Origin of the sequence: Sorangium sp. So ce296, from assembly GCF_051529605.1 — a bacterium.
GTDB lineage: Bacteria > Myxococcota_A > Polyangia > Polyangiales > Polyangiaceae > Sorangium > Sorangium cellulosum_D.
On record NZ_CP150325.1, the window covers coordinates 4475043 to 4494498 of the forward strand.

Annotated in this window: 11 protein-coding genes; 5 read left to right on the forward strand and 6 right to left on the reverse strand. The window is 73.2% G+C overall.

The window, feature by feature from the left end:
* The first annotated feature begins 25 nt into the window (after positions 1 to 25).
* Entirely contained in the window at positions 26 to 3475 is a 3450-nt protein-coding gene (locus tag WME98_RS16845) for a DNA translocase FtsK 4TM domain-containing protein (protein ID WP_437952183.1), read from the forward strand.
* Positions 3476 to 5272: 1797 nt separating this feature from the next.
* Here the strand turns inward: WME98_RS16845 and WME98_RS16850 are convergent.
* Positions 5273 to 6385, reverse strand: a complete 1113-nt coding sequence (locus WME98_RS16850) for a hypothetical protein (RefSeq protein WP_437952184.1) — start codon at positions 6383 to 6385, stop codon at positions 5273 to 5275.
* Between the two features lie 193 nt (positions 6386 to 6578).
* Between WME98_RS16850 and WME98_RS16855 the strand changes: the two genes are divergently transcribed.
* Positions 6579 to 8771: a cyclic nucleotide-binding domain-containing protein gene (locus WME98_RS16855; protein WP_437952185.1), complete on the forward strand. Its 2193-nt coding sequence runs from the start codon at positions 6579 to 6581 to the stop codon at positions 8769 to 8771.
* 333 nt (positions 8772 to 9104) lie between these two features.
* On the opposite strand, the gene WME98_RS16860 is transcribed toward WME98_RS16855, so the two are convergent.
* The 4 genes from WME98_RS16860 to WME98_RS16875 all read right to left on the reverse strand — a co-directional run bounded on the left by WME98_RS16860 (position 9105) and on the right by WME98_RS16875 (position 12871).
* Positions 9105 to 9824, reverse strand: a complete 720-nt coding sequence (locus WME98_RS16860) for a hypothetical protein (RefSeq protein WP_437952186.1) — start codon at positions 9822 to 9824, stop codon at positions 9105 to 9107.
* 186 nt (positions 9825 to 10010) lie between these two features.
* Positions 10011 to 10994 (reverse strand): hypothetical protein, encoded by a 984-nt coding sequence (locus tag WME98_RS16865; RefSeq protein ID WP_437952187.1) that lies wholly within the window; start codon positions 10992 to 10994, stop codon positions 10011 to 10013.
* Between the two features lie 25 nt (positions 10995 to 11019).
* Entirely contained in the window at positions 11020 to 12126 is a 1107-nt protein-coding gene (locus WME98_RS16870) for a M50 family metallopeptidase (protein WP_061624635.1), read from the reverse strand.
* Positions 12127 to 12304: 178 nt separating this feature from the next.
* Positions 12305 to 12871 carry a hypothetical protein gene (locus WME98_RS16875; protein WP_061624636.1) on the reverse strand — a complete coding sequence of 189 codons (567 nt, stop codon included), beginning with the start codon at positions 12869 to 12871 and terminating at the stop codon, positions 12305 to 12307.
* Between the two features lie 396 nt (positions 12872 to 13267).
* On the opposite strand from WME98_RS16875, the gene WME98_RS16880 reads away from it, so the two are divergent.
* Positions 13268 to 15088, forward strand: a complete 1821-nt coding sequence (locus tag WME98_RS16880) for a right-handed parallel beta-helix repeat-containing protein (RefSeq protein ID WP_437952188.1) — start codon at positions 13268 to 13270, stop codon at positions 15086 to 15088.
* A 282-nt stretch (positions 15089 to 15370) separates the two neighbouring features.
* Entirely contained in the window at positions 15371 to 16069 is a 699-nt protein-coding gene (locus WME98_RS16885) for a hypothetical protein (protein WP_437952190.1), read from the forward strand.
* A gap of 188 nt (positions 16070 to 16257) precedes the next feature.
* On the opposite strand, the gene WME98_RS16890 is transcribed toward WME98_RS16885, so the two are convergent.
* Positions 16258 to 17868 (reverse strand): SBBP repeat-containing protein, encoded by a 1611-nt coding sequence (locus WME98_RS16890; RefSeq protein ID WP_437952191.1) that lies wholly within the window; start codon positions 17866 to 17868, stop codon positions 16258 to 16260.
* A gap of 391 nt (positions 17869 to 18259) precedes the next feature.
* Between WME98_RS16890 and WME98_RS16895 the strand changes: the two genes are divergently transcribed.
* A complete protein-coding gene (locus WME98_RS16895) occupies positions 18260 to 19399 on the forward strand; it encodes an SUMF1/EgtB/PvdO family nonheme iron enzyme (protein ID WP_437952193.1) in 1140 nt (379 codons plus the stop codon).
* Positions 19400 to 19456 lie beyond the last annotated feature (57 nt).

Genomic DNA, 19456 nt, shown 5'->3' on the forward strand with positions numbered 1-19456 from the left:
GTGAGTAAGGTAGGTTTAGGTAGGCATGAACGTCCCCTTGTTCGCTCCTCGCCGTGCTCAGCCCGCCGCCGGCCTTGGCGAGCCCTTGCGGTCCGGGGCGCGCGGCGCCGCACGGACCAGCCCGGCGGGGGTCTCGGGCCCTGCCGCGCCGCCGGGACACAGCTACGCCCGGGATGCGGCGGCGCTGGTCCTCCTGGTGTCCGCCCTGTACAGCGCCCTCGCGCTCGCGTCGTTTCGCGCGGATCCGCTGCGCCCGGAGGTCTCGGGCGACGACTGGGTGGGGCCGGTGGGCGCGGCGCTCGCGGGGGCGTCGGTCCAGGCGGTCGGGGTCATCGCGTGGTTCGTCCCGCTGGAGCTCGCGCTGCTCGCGATGCCGCTGCTCGGGGCGAAGCGCTCGATCGCGAGCCTGTTCCGGCTGAGCGGCGACATCGTCGTGGTCATCGTGCTCGCGGCGCTCGCGCACGTGGCGTTCCCGCGGGCGGTCGCGTTCGGCGCGATGCCGCTCGGCGGGGCCGTGGGCGAGCTGTTCGGGGAGGTGCTGCGCGCGCTCTTCTCGAACATCGGGTCGTACATCATCGGGCTCACCATCGTCGCGCTCATCCTGATGGGCCGGGCGACGTTCTCGTTCATCGAGCTGGCGCACCGGGCCGAGCAGCTCGCCGTGGCCATCGCCGCGCGCGTCGCCGGCTGGGCGCGCGCGCTCTTCGGGGCGTGGGCCGCGGCGCGCGATCTGGAGCGGCGGGAGGGCGCCTCGACGCAGGAGGCGCCGCCGATCATCGCGCGCAACTCGAGCCCCGACGCGATCATCGCCGCGCTGGCCGACGACGCAGACGAGCCGCTCTCCGACCCCGCCGCGAGGACCACGCCCGTCGAGCCGGCCCACGCCGAGGCGCCGGCGCTCGATCTCTGGAAGAGCGCGCCGCTGAGCGCCGCCGCCGAGGAGCCCGCGGCCCCGCCGAAGCCGCGGCGCGGGAGGAAGGCGCAGGCCAAGGAGCCGCGCGAGGCGGCGCCGCAGGGGAGCGAGGCGCGCGAGCCGGCGGTCCGCGGCGGCGACGCGCACGAGGTGGTGATCCACGGCGCCGAGCCGCGCGAGCTGGTGATCCACGGCGCCGAGCCGCGCGAGCTGGTGATCCACGGCGGCGAGGCGCACGAGGTGGTGACCCGCGGCGGCGAGGCGCACGAGGTGGTCGTCCACGGCGCCGAGCCGGAGGAGGAGGAGGCGCCCGAGAGCGATGCGCCGCGCGAGGCGGCGCTGCACGGCGCCGGGCCGCGCGAGGGCGCGCAGCGGTTCGTCGAGCTGACCGAGGAAGCGGAGCGCGAAGGAGCGCAGCGCGCCGCCGAGCCGCGCGAACGGGCGCAGCGCGCCGCCGAGCCGCGCGAGCGAGCGCAGCGCGCCGCCGAGCCGCGGCGGCCTGCGCGACGGCGCGCCGCGGCGCTCGCAGGGCCGCGCGACGCCGCCGCCCTGGAGGACAGCGACGAGTCGCCGTTCGCGGGCGAGGCGCACCTCGTCGAGAGGATCGTCGAGCGGGAGGTGGAGCTCGACGAGGACGACGCGGTCGAGCCCGCGGCCTTCGAGTCGGACGACGACGACAGCGCGGCCGCGTTCGCGGAGCCGGAGGCGGTCGACGTGCCCACGCCGTCGCCCATCCTGCCGGTGCGCGGGCTGCCGGCGCGGGAGCCGGACGCCCACCGCGACCTGCCCGCCCGCGAGCCGCGCGACGCGGCCGCCCGCGAGGCCCGCGAGCCGCGCGACGCGGCCGCCCGCGAGCCCCGCGAGCCGCGCGACCTGCCCGCCCGCGAGCCGCGCGAGCCGGATGCCCGGACGGCCCACCGCGAGCCTCCTCCCGCCGTCGGCCCGGAGCGGCCTCAGGGCGCCGCGCCGCGCGCGCCGACGATCGTCGACACGAGCCGCGCGCTCGTCAGCGAGAAGCCCGCGGTGGTCAAGGTCGTCCCGGCCACCGGCGAGGGCTTCCGCCTGCCGTCGACCGACATGCTCGACGTGCCCGCGGGCGGGCGCCTCCAGCTCGACGCGGATCAGCTGAAGGCCACGGCGCAGCTCCTCGAGAAGACGCTCGCCGACTACGGCGTCAGCGGCAAGGTCGAGGAGATCCACCCCGGACCCACGGTCACGACGTTCGAGGTCTCGCCCGCCGCCGGCACCAAGGTCTCGAAGGTGGCGGGCCTCGCGGACGACCTCGCGCTCGGCCTGTCGCGCAAGGTCCGCATCGTCGCCCCCATCCCCGGGAAGAACCGGATCGGCTTCGAGATCCCGAACGAGCACCGCCTGCCCGTCAACCTGCGCGAGCTCGTCGAGGATCGCCGCTTCGTCGAGATGAAGGCGCCGCTGCCGTGCGTGCTCGGCCGCGACATCATCGGGACGCCGTACTTCGCCGACCTCGCGTCGATGCCGCACGTCATCGTCGCGGGCGCGACCGGCGCCGGCAAGAGCGTCGGGCTCAACGTGATGCTCGTGAGCCTGCTCTTCCGCAAGACGCCGGACGAGCTCCGGCTCCTGATGATCGATCCCAAGGTCGTCGAGCTCGCGCCCTTCGACCGCATCCCGCACCTGCTCCTGCCGGTCGTGACGGACATGAAGCAGGCGGCGAACGCGCTCAAGTGGGCGGTCGACGAGATGGAGCGGCGCTACCAGCTCTTCGCGAACGCGGGGACGAAGAACATCACGACGTACAACGCGTGGGTCGAGCGCGTGCACCGCGGCGAGGCGCGCCCGCCGAAGCCCCCGGCCAAGGTGACCGCGATCGGCGCGGACGGGCTCGAGGTGGAGGTCGATGCGGCGAAGGACGGCTCCGACGCGGCGCTGCCGGAGAAGATCCCGTTCATCGTGATCGTGGTCGACGAGTTCGCCGACCTGATGATGCAGCAGGGCAAGGACGTGGAGGCGAGCGTGGCCCGGCTGGCGCAGAAGGCGCGCGCCGCCGGCATGCACGTCATCCTCGCGACGCAGCGGCCGAGCGTCGACGTGATCACCGGCATGATCAAGGCGAACTTCCCCACGCGCATCGCCTTCCGCGTCGCGCAGAAGGTGGACAGCCGCACGATCCTCGACGAGCAGGGCGCAGAGCACCTGCTCGGCCGCGGCGACATGCTGATCAAGATGAACGGCTCGAACGAGACGCGGCGCGTCCAGTGCCCGTTCTGCTCCGAGGAGGAGGTCCAGAAGATCACCGACTTCCTCCGGCTCCAGGGCGAGCCGGTCTACGACGAGGCGATCCTCCGGCCCCGGGACGAGGAGGGCGAGGAGCCCGACACCTCCGACGCCGAGGCCGATCCCATGTACGACGCCGCCGTGAGGATCGTGGCCGACACCCGGCGCTGCTCGACCTCGTGGCTGCAGCGCAAGCTCGGCGTCGGCTACAACCGCGCGGCCAAGCTGGTCGAGGCGATGGAGAAGCGCGGGCTCGTCGGGCCCGCGAACGGCGCCAAGGATCGCGAGGTGCTCATCGCGCCGATCTGACCCGCGCGCAAATTTATCTTGACGCCGCTTCGCAGCGCGTGTTGGCACGCCGCCGACCGGGACGCGCGGTCCCGATCGGATGTGGAGGAGAGCACAGCGCCGACCTTTCCGCCGCCGAGGCCGCGCGCTAGCATCGCGGTTCTTTTGACTTTCCCGTTCGAATGCTTCATGGAGCACGCAGGATGGCGCCTGAGGAAACGCGCACGCGTCTGATCGCTCAGATCGCGAGCCTCCTGAAAGAAGGGACGATGCCTGCAGACGCCCGCGCAGCGGGGCTGACGCTCATCGGTTGGCTTGCGAGACGCATGCCCGGAGAGGCGGCGTCGCGGGACGGCGTCGACGAGATGTGCCGTCGCGCGGCGGTCCTGGGGTGCCCGCCGCGGCGCGTGGGCGGGCGGCGATCCACCTGAGCGCGCGGCGCTGAGCGGGGCGGCGGGTGACGCGCGCCGCTGCCGTGCGCGGCGAGGCGCCTCCCGAGCCGCCGGCCGGCGGGCTGGCCGACCGCCCCCGGCGGGAGCGCGCGGCGGTCGCCTCCTTCCATGGGGGCGTCGCGCCGGCCCCGCGCGGCCACGAGGCGGCCGAAAGCGACATCAGTATCGTAATTTGTACGTGCCGTATCCAGCGCGGCTAAGCTCTTGGTGGCGCGGCTTTCCGCGCCGCGGGGCTCGCGCGACGCTCGAACCGGGACGTCGGCTCGCTCGGTATCATGGGTAAACGGCCGCAGTGGGGCCTGTGATAGGTGGTGTTGCTCATGGCGAACCGCGTGGTCGCCCTCCCCGAACCGCACCCGAATGACGATGAAGATGTCGTGTGGGGGATCTCCACGGCCAGCGCGCTGTGGGCGCGCGGCGAGCGGCGCGACGCCATCGTGTGGCTGCGGCGCGCGGCCGATGCGGCGGGGGCGGCCGGGCAGCCGTTCCGCGCCTCGGAGCTCGGGCTGTGCGCGACGGCGCTCGAGGAGGTGATGGCCTCGGAGGTCGGGCAGCCGAGCGATCCCGATCTCCTGGAGACGATCGCCAGCGAGGACGACGCGCCGTCCCCGCCCGCCGATGACGAGGACGACGCGCCGCCGTCCGACGAGCAGACCTGGCGCCGCCGCATCTCGCTCGCTGCAGAGCTGCGCGCCTCGATGCCCTCGATCGAGATCGACCTGTTCGAGCCGCTCTCGCAGCCGGAGCTGGCCGCCGAGGCGGAGCGCCTGGAGGTGCCGTCGCGGCCGTCGCCGCGGCTCCTCCCGGGCACAGCGGAGGGGCCGGCCGCGGCGGACCGGCCGATCGCGCCGTTTTCTCCTGCGCCTGCCGGGGCTTCGCAGGGCAGCGCGCCGCAACCGCCGCCTCCCCCGCCGCCGATGGCGCAGCAGCCGGCGCAGCAGGCACCCGGCGGCGCGCTCCCGCCGCCCGCGCCGCCCGCGCAGCCGCCGCCCTCCTTCGGGCCGGAGACGCCGCGCTCGCAGCCGCCCGCTGCGCCGTATCCGCAGCCGCCCGCTGCGCCGTATCCGCAGCCGCCCGCTGCGCCGTATCCGCAGCCGCCGGCCGCCGCATACCCGCAACAACGGCTCGACCCACCGTACGCACAACCGCCTGCGCGGGTGGCCCCCTCGGCCCCCCCGCCGGCGGCGCCCAACGCCCAGGCCGGCGCGCTTTATCGGAGCCAACCACCACCGGCGCCTCCGCTGGCTGCCCCGCCGGCAGCGAGCGCGATCCCGCCGCCGCCTCCACCGCCAGGGCCTCCGTCGTTCAGGCCGCAGAGCGCCCCGGACCCGCACTCGCTCGCGGCGCAGACCAGGACGCAGAGCGCTCAGCCGCCCGCCCCGCTGCCGCCGCCGGCCGTGCCGCGGGCAGCTTCGCCCAGGCCGTCATCGGCCCCGCCCCGCATTCCCCCGGCGCCGGGACTTCCGGAGCCGCCGCCCACCCTGGCGTCGTTGCCGGATCGTGGCCGGGCCGACGCCACGATGGGGCCCCCGCCGCCGCGCCCCGCCGCGGCGCACCCCACGAGCGAGCCGCCGCCAGCGGTGCTGCTGCCTTCGTCGACGTCCTCCCCGCTTCCGGCAGCAAGCCTCGGTGCTCCACCGCCGCCGCGCCTCATCGCGGATGCGCATTCACCGCCCGCACCAGGAATCGCCGCGCCCGCGTCGACACCGCCGCAGCCGCAGCCGCCGTCCTTCGGGCCGCCGCCGGCGCCGCTGCAGCCGCCGTCCTTCGGGCCGCCGTCGGCGCCGCCGCAGCCGCCGTCCTTCGGGCCGCCGTCGGCGCCGCCGCAGCCGCCGTCCTTCGGGCCGCCGCCGGCGCCGCCGCAGCCGCCGTCCTTCGGGCCGCCGCCGGCGCCGCCGCAGCCGCCGTCCTTCGGGCCGCCGTCGGCGCCGCCGCAGCCGCCGTCCTTCGGGCCGCCGCAGCCGTCCTTCGGGCCGCCGGCGGCGCCGCCGCAGCCGCCGCCGCTCGCGCCCCCGCGCCCGCAGCCGCCGTCGTTCGCGCCCCCGCGCCCGCAACCTCCGCCTCCACCTGCCGCGCAAGCCCCAGCGCCGCCGTCACCTGCGGCGCCCCCACCCCCGCAGGGACTGGCCACGCCGGCGTCGGCGCCGTCGGTCGCGCCGCTGCCGCCGCCCGCCGCGCCGCCGCGCCCGCCGACGCTGCCTCCGCCGGCGCCGCCGCCGCTTTCGACGACCCCTTCCGCTGCGCCGCTGCCACCGCCCGCCGCGCCGCCGCGCCCGCCGACGCTGCCTCCGCCGGCGCCGCCGCCGCTTTCGACGACCCCTTCCGCTGCGCCGCTGCCGCCGCCCGCCGCGCCGACGCACCCGCCGACGCTGCCTCCGCCGCTTTCGGCGATCCCTTCCGCTGCGCCGCTGCCGCCGCCGCCCGTCGCGCCGCTGCACCCGCCGACGCTGCCTCCGCCGGCGCCACCGCCAGCACCCACGCTGACCTCCGCCGCGCCTCCGTCGCACGCTGCGCCGCTGCCGCCGCCCGTCGCGCCGCTGCCGCCGCTCGCTGCACCTCCGCCGCCTGCTGCGCCGTCGCCGTCGGCGCCGCCGTTGGCCGCACCGCCGCCTATGACGCCGCCGCCTGCTTCGCCGTCGCCGTCGGCGCCGCCGTTGGCCGCACCGCCGCCTATGGCGCCGCCTGCTGCGCCTCCGCCTCCGCCGCCCGCGGCGTCGTCGCCTTCCGCGCCGCCACTGGCCGCGCCGCCGCTGTCGGCGCCGCCACTACCGCCGCCGTCCGCAGCGCCGTCGCCGCTCGCTGCGCCGCCACCACCGCCGCCGCCCGCAGCGCCGGCTCCTTCCGCGCCGCCGCCGGCCGCACCGCCGCTCGCGCCCCTCGCCTCCGCCGCGCCGCCGCCGCCCTCGACGCCGCCCTACGCCCCGAGTCCCGCAGCGCTCACCGAGGTGCACGCGCCGGACGATGACATCGGCGAGATCCTCGTCGAGGCTCCGATCCCGACGCCCGCCCCAGCCCGCACAGAGACGGCCGCTCCCACCGTCGCAACGGCCGGCTCGAGAAGGAAACCTCGCGAGCCGATCCTCGACCCCTGGTCCGACGACGCGGAGATCGCCGCGCCGCCTCGGCCTCTTCAGGAGACGATAACGGCGAGCGGCGACATGTACCTCGTGGCTCGCCGGCCCCCCTCGACGCCGCAGGCGGGCGATGAGGAGGAGGTCGTCACCTCGGCAGCACCGCTCGACCTCGCGCTCAAGCGGAAGCCGATTTCCGCGCGGCCGCCCGCGCCGCCGGCGTCCGCGCCGCCGGCGTCCGCGCCGCCGGCGCCCGCGCCGCAGGCACCCGCACCGCAGGCACCCACGCCGCAGGCACCCGCGGCGCCGCGCGCCCGCGCAGCCACGCCCTCCGGAAGCGAGCCGCCCGGGCACCTCGGGGCCTCCGCCGACGACGTCATCTCGAAGGGCGCCGGCGCGGCCGCCATCCCTGCAACGACGATCGAGCCTGCCGCGAGCACGGAAGAGCCCTCCCCGATCTCGACGCCCGATGGGACCGTCGTCATCGAGCTCTCCGACAGCGATCTCGACGCTCCGACGTCGTCGCGGCTCGACAGCCCCTTCCCCGCGTCGCAGGCGGCGACGCAAGGCGACGACCTGCAGGCGAAGGCCGGTCCGCCGCTCGACGAGCCCGCCTCCGGCGCCGCCGCGGACCCGTCGCAGCGCGCGCTCGAGCTCGATGCAGCGACCGCCGAGCCCACGGCGGAAGAAGAGCTGCTCGACGACGCGGACATCGCGCTCGTGGAGGAGCCCGCGACCCAGGCGACCGCCGTCGAGCCGCTGCCGGCGGGCGACGCGTCCCTGGCGGCCGATGCGTCGCAGCCCTTCGTAACCGACGCGGCGCAGCCCGGAGCGCTCGCGGTCGAGGGGCCCGGACCGGACGCGGGCGAGACCATCGACCTCGCCGCCATCGTGCTCGACCCGCCGCCCGGCTCGCCGCTGGGAGAGGGAACGGTCGCGACCGCCGACCTCGACCCGGGGCAGGCGCCGGATCTGCCGCAACCGGAAGCGGCCAGCGCCTCGCCGCCCGCCGCCGGTGCCGCGACCCTCACCGGCCGCGACCTCGAGCACGTCGAGGCGTTCGCCGACCTGCCCGAGGAGATGCACGACGAGCTCGCGCTCGCGGCGCACGTGGAAGACCTCGCGCCCGACGAGGAGCTCGCCGTCTACGGGGCAGCGCTGGTGCTCAGCGGCAGCGCCGCCGTGTGCGCGACCATCGTCGATGCGCCCGCCGAGCACGCCGCCATCAGGGCGCTCGTGCCGTCCCGCGGTACGCTCGAGGAGGGCATCCCGCTGCGCGTCGTCGCCGGCGCGCGCGGCGCGCGGGTGGCGATCTGGGACCAGGCGACCATCGACAACGCGCTCCGCACCTGCCCCTGGGTGCTCGACGAGCTGCGCGCCGTCGCGGACCGGCTCCAGTCGCTCGCCGGCGTCACCCTGGGGCCGCTCGGCGAGCTCGAGGAGACGCTGCTGCGCCGGGTCCTCGGCCGGCTCCGCCTGTGCAGCTTGGAGCCCGGCGAGCCGCTGATCCACGCCGGCAATCCGATGCCCGGCCTCGTGATCGTCGGCGCCGGCACGCTGGAGCTGGTCGCGGAGCGGACGCAGGAGCTCGCTGGCGCCGCCAGGCCCGGCGAGCTGCTGTTCGCCTCCGAGCTGCTCGGCGGCCAGCCGGCGCCGGCGATCGCGCGCGCGGCCGGGAGCGGCGCGCTCGTGCTCATCGTCGACCACCCGGCGCTGCGCGAGCTGTTCGAGAGCACGCCGGAGCTGCTCTCCATCCTCGCGCAGTCCGTCTCGCTGAACGCCCAGCGCGGCTGACCGAAGGCGGGCCGCGCCGCGCAGGGCGGCCCGCCGCATCGCCCGCCCGTCACGAGCGCCGCGCGCCCGAGGCCCCGAGCGGTTCGCCGGGTCGCTCATGACTCGAGCGGTTTTCGCTCGGGCTAATGCCGACGTCCTCCGTCCTTCGTCTCTCGTCCTCCGTGCTCGTCCTTCGTGCGCGTGCGCGTGCGCGATTCCCCGGAGTCAACGCGCACGCGCACGCGCACGAGAGACGAGAGACGAGAGACGAGAGACGAGAGACGAGAGACGAGAGACGAGAGACGGAAGACGAGAGACGGAAGACGGCTCCACCAAACCCGAGCGAAAACCGCTCTAGAGCCGGCCTCTCACGGGGCGCAGCGGTCTCGCCGCTTCCTGCTCCAGCGGGGCGGCCTCGGTGGGCTCCTCGTCGTCGTTGAGCTGCCAGACGAGCTCGCTGTTGCCCTGCGCCCCGGCGAAGCGGAGCCCGAACCACTTCGCGCTCGGCGAGATCGTCGGCCTGCCCTCCGCGGTCGCGCGCGGGAAGCGGATCCGGAACGCCTGCCGCCACACCGTGTTGTACGGGAAGTAGGTCCGCTCGAGCGCGTTCGGCTTCGGGATCGCGACGATCTCCTCGGGCGCCGTCTCGTTCCCCGTGTCGTCGATCAGCCGGACGATCCACGCGCTGTTCGGCGTCGAGAGGTCGTTGTACTTGCGCTCGCCGCCGAAGATCGCGACGAAGAACTGGTGGCGCTGGCGCGTCTCCTCGAGCGTCCTCTCGAGCAGCTTCTGCCGCTGCTCGATCGTGAGCCGGTAGTCCTGCGCGTAGCGGGCCACGTAGGCCCAACGGAAGTCCCACGACTCGAACGTCGCGGTGGCGGTCAGGAAGTTGTCGAGCTCCGAGAGCGCGAACAGGTGCTCCGTGCGCGTCCACGCGCGCAGCACGTTCTCGTAGTCCGTCGCGACGTACTCGCGCGGCCCCTCGTTCAGGCTGACGAGCTGGGTCGCGCAGCCGGTCGACGCGAGGAGCGCCGCGAGAACCAGACCGCGCCGGAGCCATGCCGCAATGACCACGCCGCCAGGGTACCCAGCGGCCGCGCTGGATGCACGCGCTCGAACGAGATCCCCTCACCTTCGCCCGCGGGAGCGCGCTCGCCGGGGTGCGCCCGGGCCCGCGCGGCGGCGGGGGCCCGATCCTCCTAGTAGCCTCCCCGCGCGCGGGGAGCGCGGGCCCGGCGAGCGCGCCGCCCGCTCACCGGCTCACCGGCGCGCCCGCGGACGATCCGTCGGGAAGGTGAACCCGACGCTGAGCCGCGCGGCGTAGTACCAGGCGACGTCGCCGCGCAGCGGGGTCGCGACCGGCAAGAGCACGCTCAGCGCCGGCTGCACGTTCGCCAGGATGAAGCGGATGCTCGGCGAGATAACGAACGTCGCGCGCTTGTCGTCCGACAGGTCCTGCGTCAGCTGGTAGACTTCCCACAGCTCCAGGCCCACGCCGACCGGCGGGGCGAGCCGGTAGCCGAAGTAGAACGCGGTGTATGCCGAGATGTCGGTGCGGCGCTCGTCGGACCGGAGGCGGCGCACGACCAGCGACCAGTCGATGCCCTGCCGGAGCTGGAAGATGAACGGCCCGGTGATGTGCCGCATGTCGAACCAGGGGCGGAACGTGAGCGTGAGCTCCCGGAAGCGCGTCTCGTCCCACGGCCGCACCACGCGCGCGGTCCGCAGCACCTCGGCCTCGGCCGGCGAGACGTCGCGCGGGACCGGGAGGACGATGCCGAAGCCTCCCCCGGACGCGAGCCCGCGCACGCTCGACCAGACGCCCCGCCCGTAGAGCTCGGGGCTCCCGAGCAAGATCGACCGACCGACCCCTGGAACGCTCGCGGCGGCGCTGTCGTGCACCGCGCCGACGAACCACTTGCGGGGGACGAGCGGCACCTCCATCTCGCCGTGCGAGTACCAGGCGTAGGCGGTCCTGCCGCCCGCCTGGCTGGTCGCCTCGGGCTCGATCGCGGCCGCCGAGTACTCGAACGTGAAGGTCGGATCGCGCAGCGTGAGCCCTGGGAGCGTCGGGGGCGCGGGGACGTCGAAGACGGCCTGCTCTTCCTCGTCGGACCACGCGCCCGGACCCGGCGGCGCGGCCAGCGCGGCCCCCGTCTCGCCGGCGAGCGCGAGGAGCGAGAGGCACGCCGCCGCGCGGGCGAGCCGCCCGGCCGGCGCCGGAGCCCGCGCGGGATACCTCATGCCACGGGGAGGCGCGGGCTCGGCGCTACTTCGACCCGAGGCCGAAATCGTTCGCGGTGACGTAGAGCATCAACCCGATCAGCATGAACACGCCGACCAGATGGATGTGCGCCTCGATGCGGGCGTTCGGCCGGCGCCGCGTGGCGGCCTCGTAGAACAGGAACATCAGCCGGCCGCCGTCCAGGGCCGGGAACGGGATCAGGTTGAACGCGCCGAGGTAGGCCGAGAGCAGGCCGAGGAACTCGAGCCCCTCGGCCCACCCGCGCTTGGCCGCGTGCGCCGTCTCCTCGATCATCCGCTTCGGGCCCCCGAGCTCGCCCTCGACCTTGCCCGTCAGGTACTGGCCGAGCCCGACGACCAAGCTCTGCACGACCTTCGGCGGCTTCGTCACGGCGAGCACCGCGGCCTCCTTCGCGGTCACGGGCGCCGACTGGATCGGCCCGATGGCCATCACGCCGATCTTGCCCGCGCCGTTCTCGTTCACCGGGGTGACCTGGGCCTGGACGCGCTCGCCGGCGCGCTCCACGACGATGTCGAGCGGGCGGCCGGGGCTGCGGGAGATGATCTCCGCCATCTTCTCCCAGTCCTTGACCGGGGCTCCGTCGATCTCGACGATGCGGTCGCCGTCCTTGAGGTTGGCCGCCGCGGCCGGCATCCCGGCGACCACGCCGATGTCCGTCAGGCGGTAGGGCTTGCCCCCCGTCATCAGGCTCGCGAAGAAGAGCACCGACGCGAACAGGTAGTTGGCGAGCGGACCGGCGAAGATCGCGGCGATCCGGCCCATCAGGCTCGCGTTCGCGTAGCTGCCCTTGTCCTCGGGGTCGACCTCCTCGAGCGGGTTCATCCCCGCGATCTGCACGTACGCGAGGAAGGGGATCATCGCGACCTGGAACACGGTGGGGCCGTGCTTCACCGGGTCGTGACGCCAGAGCCGCACGCGGACCTTGTCCGCGGCGGTCGTGAACCAGAAGTACCCGTCCTTCGGGACCACCTTGAAGAAGGTGGGGCCGAAGCCGATCGAGAACTTCAGGACGCGCATGCCGTAGGCGCGCGCGGCGAGGTAGTGCCCTCCCTCGTGGACGACCATCAGCAGGGCGAGCCCGAGGATGCCTACGAAATACCAGCCGACCATCTCCGGCTAGTCTAACCAGGGTGGGGCGCATCCGCACGCGCCCGATGTCCGCCCCGCACGCCTGCCCCGGCAAGATCCCGCCGCCCACGGCGGAGTCCGGGCGCTCTCCCCCGGCCCCCGCGGCGGCAGGGCGGCGCTCCGGGCGGTCCAGCCCGCCGGAGAGGCGGCGCGGCGCGGCTCAGCCGGTGAAGAACGATGCGCCGATGCTGAAGAACGGATAGCCGATCCGCATGGTCAGCGAGATGTCGTCGTTGAAGTGGTACCGGCCGCCGACCATGGTGACGAAGTCGAACCACACCCGGTGGTAGAACCCGTCGGTGCGGAGGACGGCGCCGAGATCGGCGAAGGCGCTCCACTTGTCGTTGAAGAAGAAGTTCCACTGCATGGTGACCGGACTCCAGATGGTGAAGTCACGGCGGCAGTACGTGCAGTTGGTGAAATCCAGGCCGAACGAGATGCCGACAGTGTTGTTGAGCTTGGGGATGAACGCCGGATCGGCGAGCTCGATCGTGGCGCGGAAGCCGACGCCGAACTCGGGGTCGCCGAAGTCGTCGTAGTACCTGTACCCGGCTCGCCGCAGGCCGTAGTCGCGGTGCAGGAAGACGAAGTTCCCGTGCGGCTCGAGCTCGGCCACGTAGTCGGGGTGATCGTTCGGATTCTTGATGTTCGCCTGCGCTTCGGGCGCGAGCGTGAGGAGGGTGACGGAAGCGAGAGCGACACTCACGAGCGAGGGGAGCGCTTTCATGGGCTCTTCGTACCAAAGGAACGGCAGCGAAGGAAGCGAACGGCCACGGGGCCAGGTCATGGCGGCCGCCCCTGGATGGCGGCCGCCCCTGGATGGCGATGTCGCACCACGCGCGGCGCGCTGCGCCCGGAGCGGGGCGCGCCGCGGCGCCGGGCGCGAGCCGTCGCCGCGAGGCCGCGCCGCGCCGCGAGGCCGCGCCGTGCCGCGAGCCCGCGCCGCGCCGCGGGGCCAGGCCGCAACGTGAGCCCGCGCCGCGCTGCGAGCCCAGGCAGCGACGTGAGCCCGCGCTCGCGACGCGAGCTCGTCTGGCTGAGGCGCGCGCTTCGGGGTAAACAGACCCAGCGCCGCATGAGCCCGCGTGCCGCGGCGGGGGGCGGCCTTCCCGGGAGCGTCGAGATGAGAGGACCGACAAGCGTCATCCAGCTGGCCCGTGGCTGCGCCCGCATCGGCGGCGCGCTCGTCGCGGCGGCCGCGCTCGCCTGCAGCGCCACGATCCACGTCGCCGGGCCGCCGCCCGAGGGGCCGGCGCAGCCGACGGCGCCGCAGAAGAAGCCCCCCGCGCCGGCCGAGCCCTCCGCGCCCGCGGAGCCGCCGTCGCCCGCGGCCGTCGAGCCGTTCGTGAAGACGAGCGACTCCGACGCGTGGGTGAGCCAGACGTTGAAGCTGCAGCGGCGGTACGAGCGCGTGCTCGTCGTGGGCGCGCCGGCGCCCGCCACGCTCCGCGTCGCCGCGCTCGACCTGAACGCGCCGGGCGCCGCGGCCGAGCCGCAGGACCTGCCGGTCACGCGCGCGTTCGCGACGCTCCAGGACGCCGCGGACGCGGCCCGCGGCGGCGATCTCGTCGCGGTGCTGCCGGGCGCGTACGCGGGGTTCTCGCTGGGCGAGAAGCCGAGCGCCACGCAGGAGCGGTACATCCATTTCAAGGCCATGGGGCGCCCGGGCGAGGTCGTGATCCAGCGGGGGGCCGCCGCCGACCCGAACTGGATGATCTACCTGAAGGGGGCGCACCACGTGGTGATCGAGGGGTTCCGCCTCGCCGGCAGCAGCGGGCCCGGCAGGCAGAGCGCGGGCACGCCGAAGGCGGGGATCATGGTCGACGGCGCGTTCGGCGAGACCGGCAGGCTGGCGCACCATATCGCGATCGTCGGCAACTTCTCTCATCACCATCGGACGTGGGGGTTTCACTCCACCGACAGCCACACCGTCCTGCTGCAGGACAACCTGTTCGCCTTCTCTGCCGCCGAGCACGGCGCCTACGTGTCCGACGGCTCGGACAACTACGTGGTTCGTCGCAACGTGTTCTTCGGCAACAGCGCGAGCGGGTTCCAGGCGAACCTCGATCCGGAGGCCTCGCTCGACGCGGTGCTGGAGCACCCGTCGTTCCGGGGCTATCCGCGCAGGGAGCCGACCCGCGCCTGGGCCGCGGGGCTGATGAAGCTCGCGACGGACCGGTTCGGCGAGCACGGGTTTCCGGACGGCCGCGGCGTGAACTTCATCATCGAGCGGAACGTCATCAACGGCAACGGGCGCATCGGCGGCGGGGCGATCAACCTCGCGGGGGTGTCGGACTCGGTCATCCAGAACAACCTCATTTACGGCAACCTCGGCAGCGGGATCGCGCAGTGGGACAACGGGAACCCGTTCGACCAGGCCTATGTGGAGCCGGGCCCGCGCTCTCCGGAGCAGGTGAGCGGCCCCGACGCCCTGCCGCTCTGGGGCTGCCGCAACAACCTGATCCGCAACAACACCGTGGTCATGAGCAGCCGGGGCCGGCCCGCGCTCCAGTGCGGTAACGGGAGCTGGGGTTGCCGGCTGCGGAACAACATCCTCGTCAGCGACGACTCGCCCTCGATCGAGGTGCTGAGCACGAGCATCTACCGGTTCGACGCGGGCCACAACGTGGTGACCCAGGTGAGCTACGGCGGGATGCCCGACGCGCTGAAGCGCCTGGCGGCGGCGCTGCCGGAGACGCGGGCGATCACGGGCATCACGCGCGCGCGGCTCGCGGCGGAGGTGGTGCGCGCGGGCGAGGAGCCGTGGGTGGTCGTGGAGGGGAGCTGGTGGAAGCTCAACCCGAACCGGCCGGATTTCAGGCCGAAGCGCTCGTCCAAGATGCTGCTCGGGCAGGGCGACGCGCGCGAGGTGCCGGCGCTGGATCTGCTCGGCGAGAAGCGCGGCGGCGCGGAGCTCGGGGCGCTGTCGCCGGGGCCGGGATGAGGGGCGCGGGGGGCCGGGATGAGGGGGCGCGGGGGCGGGATGAGGTGGCCGGCGCCGGGCTGAGGGCCCGCGCCGGGCTCACTGCCATTCGAGGGCGCCGCCGGCGACCATGAGCATCGGCGCGGCGGGCCGGGGTGCCAGCGGACGCGGGCGCGGAAACGCTCGCGCGGGGGCATCGAGGCGGCAAAAAAGGTCTTGCCGGGGGAATGCAGCAGGCGAACGATCGCGCCGCGCTGGGGGTAATCACGTGGAAGGCCCGTGGCGCGCCCAAGGAGGACGGCGATGCGCGGCAGGACTTCTTCTCTTGTATTCATTTTCTGTTTCGTTGCGGGCGGAACGATCACGGCCTGCTCGGGCGAGACGACGGAGAACCCCGGCGGCGGGGGGAGCGGCGGGAGCGGCAGCGGGGGAACGACGAGCAGCACGACGTCGAGCACGACGGGGGCGAGCAGCAGCAACAGCTCGACGACGGCCGCGTCCACGACGGCAACGTCGACCGGAGCGGGCGGCGCCGGGGGCGGCACCGTGTGCGATCAGGCGTGCGACAAGGCCGAGGAGTGCATGGTTCCCGTGTGCGACCTCTTCACGTTCGACTGCGCAGAGCCGGCGGCGGAGTGCGGCGCTCAGTGCGTGCGCGACGCGACATGCGAGCAGCTCCAGTCGCTCACAGGGGATGCCGTGGATCCGGAGCTCGCCGGCTGCCTGAGCGAGTGCCAGGGGACGGAGGGAGGCAGCGGCGTGGAGTGCCTGAGCTGCGCAGGACAAAACGGCTGTCTGACCGCTTGCGCGTTCAATGAGAACTGCCAGCCTTGGCTCCAGTGCGCACAAGCGTGCATGGAGAGCGACCCTCAGCCGCAGTGCTTCAGCGACTGCAACACAGATCACCCTGAGGCCGGAGCGATGGCCGACGCCGTGTACGCTTGCGCCTGCACGGACTGCAGCGAGAGCTGTGGTGCCGTCGCAGATCCGTGCAACCAGTAGGGCAGGTAGCACGGAAATCTCGCCTCACGGCTCGTCTTTTTTTCGTCAGGCACCCACCCAGCCGTCATCAACGCGGCTCACGAGCTCGCCCCCGCGGGCTCCACCTTACACGCCCACCGCACGCACCTCGGCGCGCGACCCGTCCCCTGTCAGGACGCCTGCGCTCGAGCGCGCTCCGCGCACTCGAGTCACGGCTGGAACTTCGCCACCCATATATCGCTCTCCCCTTCCGGGCTCATAACACCTTCACCGAGGTCGATACCACTACTCGCACGCCCAGCAACCAGCAACTCTTGAGCGCCACGACGCGCCAGCGACGCAACACTATAATCCCCCACCTCGCTGAAAGCTCGAGCCCAAAGCAGCTTCGCATCATCACTCATCCCCAACAACAACAAGTCTTTCGCTGAACCCGGGCGGAGCACCTTGCCATCCAGCTCCACATCACCAGTGAGCCCACCCACGGCCAGCAAGCCACCTTGCGGTTCGACGGACAGAGACCCAACATCCATACCGTCCATATCAAATATTCTATGCCATCGATAGGCGTTCGCGGTCGTATACTTGAACACTGTCCGCGCGAATGTATTCGCAACCAGCTCTCCACCGCCAACGTCAAATGCACCTCTGAATGTAGCGAGCACCACAGGCCCACCTAGCCTATCCACAGCGACAGAATCCACCGAATCATCCTCGGCTCCACCAAACGCTCTCGCCCAGCTCACGAGACCGCGACTCGTCAATTTGGAAAGAAAGACATCGGAACCGCCGGACGACACAAACGAAGCGTCGCCGATGCTCAAGCCATCATAAAAATGACCAACGACGATCACATTGCCGGCGGAATCCACCGCAACGTCATGCGCATACTGAGAATCCTCGCCACCAAAAGCGTTGACCCATCCGGTGGAAGCATCAATTAAACCGTCGGAAGATCGCATCTTCGCAACGAACACATCCGCCAAATCCGTCGCATTGGAAACAATGTGATTGTCGTCAAACCGCACATCACCACAGTAGTCGCCCACAACAACGACATCCCCATCCGGAGCGAACGCCATCGACTTCACGACGGTTGGCACGATTCCGCAGAAACCACCGCCGAGCGCTCTTCGCCACGACAGCTCTCCATCCGGATCGTACCGGTGTAGCACCAGATCCAGAAACACCGGGTTAGAACCAATCTCAATAGTAGCAACGATGGGATGCCCGTCGGGGCCAACGGATAGCGAGTACACCGACTCGTCACGTATACCACCAAGCTGCCGACTCCACACGAACTCTCCTGAGGGAGAAAGCTTAACCAGAAACGCATCACTCTTCCCGGAAGCAATAAGCACGTTTTCCCCCAACGAGATCGCCCCACTGAACGAGCCTGCGACATAGACGTTACCCACCGCGTCTACCGCGATGCCATTTACCGTCTCCTCCTCGGCGCCACCGATGAGCCTCGCCCACGCGACGCAATCCTTCCCGTCGCAGTCCTCGTCATCCGCGCTCGCGCACGTCTCTTTGGCCGGCGTCACCTCACCCGCGCACGCCTCGTACCCGGAGCCATCCTCCTTGCACGCCTGCTTCCCGGCCCGGCAGATCCCGACGTCCTCCGTCCCGGGAGGGCCGGAGTAGCACTCGACCTCTCTCTCCGGCTCGCACGTGGCGCCTCCGCCCGATCCCGCCGACGTGGCGCCGCCGGCAGGCGCGGCGTCCTTGAAGTCGTCGAGGCCAAGCACCAAACCGCAACCGGATGCCGCCAGGATGCCGAGGCCAGCGAGGCATCGAAGCGATGTGCGCATTCTCATGCGCGGCATCGTAGAACGACAGACGCAGGGCGTCAGCCGGAGCGCATCTCCCGGACAGTCGAGGCGGGATACCGCCTCATGTCGCGCTCGCCGCAGGCGCCTCGCCCGGCGCGCCGTCCCGCGCCGCCGCCGAGGCGTTCCCCTTCGGCTCGACGTGACCCGACTTACCTCGACGTGAGCTCAGAAGAGCGGCGCGGCGGCGCCGTCGCGGCGAGTCGATGAGCGCGCCGCGATCCCACGCAGCCGCGCGCCGGGCGCGTGTACACTCCGCCTCGTGCCGTCCGTGCCGCGCCGCGATTGCCTCCGGGCTCGCCTGTCTCTCCTCTGTGCCCGCCAGCCTTCGAGGTCCTCGCTCCCCCGGCGCCGCCTGTCACGATGCGCGACGACGGGCTTGCTCGCCGTCCTGGCGTGGATGACGGCGTGCACGGGTCCGAGCGACGGCGGCGGCAGCCCGGCAGCGAAGGCGGACGCCGTTGGCCAGGGCCACGTGGCGCACGCGGCCGAGGGAACGGCGCCCGCCGCGGCTTCCGCGTTCGCGTCCGCCGCCGCTTCCGCGCTCGCGGCCGCTCCGGCGCCCGCCGCGCCCGCGTCCGCCGGCAGCAGCGCGCACGCCAGCGCCGCCATCCCGGGCGGCGCAGCCGCCGAGCCCGCGTCGATCGCCCCCGGCGCGAGCGCCGCCCCGGTCGATTCGCGCCCGCCCGGCTCGGCCAGCGCCGCGCTCTCCGTCTTCCCCCCGCAGCCGCTCGGGATCCCGCTCTCGCTCGGCTCCTGCCCCGCCGACATGGTCCTCGTCGGCGGCTTCTGCATCGACCGCTACGAGGCGCACCTCGTCACCGATGCCGGCGGCGAGCTCGCCGTGCACCCGCACTTCAAGCGGCCCGAGCCGGGCGTCCGCTACGTCGCGCGCAGCGAGGCCGGCGTCTTCCCGCAGGCGTACATCAGCCGCGTCGAGGCCAAGGCCGCGTGCGCCGCCGCCGGCAAGCGCCTGTGCACGCGGCGCGAGTGGCAGCGCGCCTGCCGCGGCAACGGCGTCCACCGCTACCCGTACGGCCCCCGTGGCGAGCGCGGGCGGTGCAACACGGGCAAAGCCCACCTCCTGAGAGAGGTCTTCGGTGAGCACCCGCCGGGCGGGTGGAGCTACGAGCGCCACTTCAACAGCCCAGAGCTCAACCAGACGCCGGGCTTCCTGGCGAGGAGCGGCGATCACGCCGGCTGCGCCAGCGAGCTCGGCGTCCACGACATGATCGGCAACCTCCACGAGTGGGTCAGCGACATGGTCGATCACGAGCTCGTGATGCGCATGCAGACCGAGGGCGTGGAGCGCCGCGCTCAGCCCTGGCACGAGGGCAACGGCGTGTTCATGGGAGGCTTCTTCAGCACGACCAGCGAGCTGGGCCCGGGCTGCTACTTCACCACGATCGCCCACGAGCCGGCCTATCACGACTACTCGACGGGATTCCGGTGCTGCGATGACGCCGAGCTGCCGGCGGCGCCGGAACCCGCGGGCGCGATCCAGCGGGACGGCGGTTGACGGCGCGGCCGGCTGCGACGCGCAGCTCGGGGCACAGGAACCAGCTCCGATCGGGCC

Excerpts from the sequence above, each read along its gene's own strand:
- WME98_RS16845 (WP_437952183.1), top strand. The coding sequence starts at position 26 with ATGAACGTCCCCTTGTTCGCTCCTCGCCGTGCTCAGCCCGCCGCCGGC.
- WME98_RS16855 (WP_437952185.1), top strand. The coding sequence starts at position 6,579 with ATGGCGCCGCCTGCTGCGCCTCCGCCTCCGCCGCCCGCGGCGTCGTCG.
- WME98_RS16865 (WP_437952187.1), bottom strand. The coding sequence starts at position 10,994 with ATGAGGTATCCCGCGCGGGCTCCGGCGCCGGCCGGGCGGCTCGCCCGC.
- WME98_RS16870 (WP_061624635.1), bottom strand. The coding sequence starts at position 12,126 with ATGGTCGGCTGGTATTTCGTAGGCATCCTCGGGCTCGCCCTGCTGATG.
- WME98_RS16875 (WP_061624636.1), bottom strand. The coding sequence starts at position 12,871 with ATGAAAGCGCTCCCCTCGCTCGTGAGTGTCGCTCTCGCTTCCGTCACC.
- WME98_RS16880 (WP_437952188.1), top strand. The coding sequence starts at position 13,268 with ATGAGAGGACCGACAAGCGTCATCCAGCTGGCCCGTGGCTGCGCCCGC.
- WME98_RS16885 (WP_437952190.1), top strand. The coding sequence starts at position 15,371 with ATGCGCGGCAGGACTTCTTCTCTTGTATTCATTTTCTGTTTCGTTGCG.
- WME98_RS16890 (WP_437952191.1), bottom strand. The coding sequence starts at position 17,868 with ATGAGAATGCGCACATCGCTTCGATGCCTCGCTGGCCTCGGCATCCTG.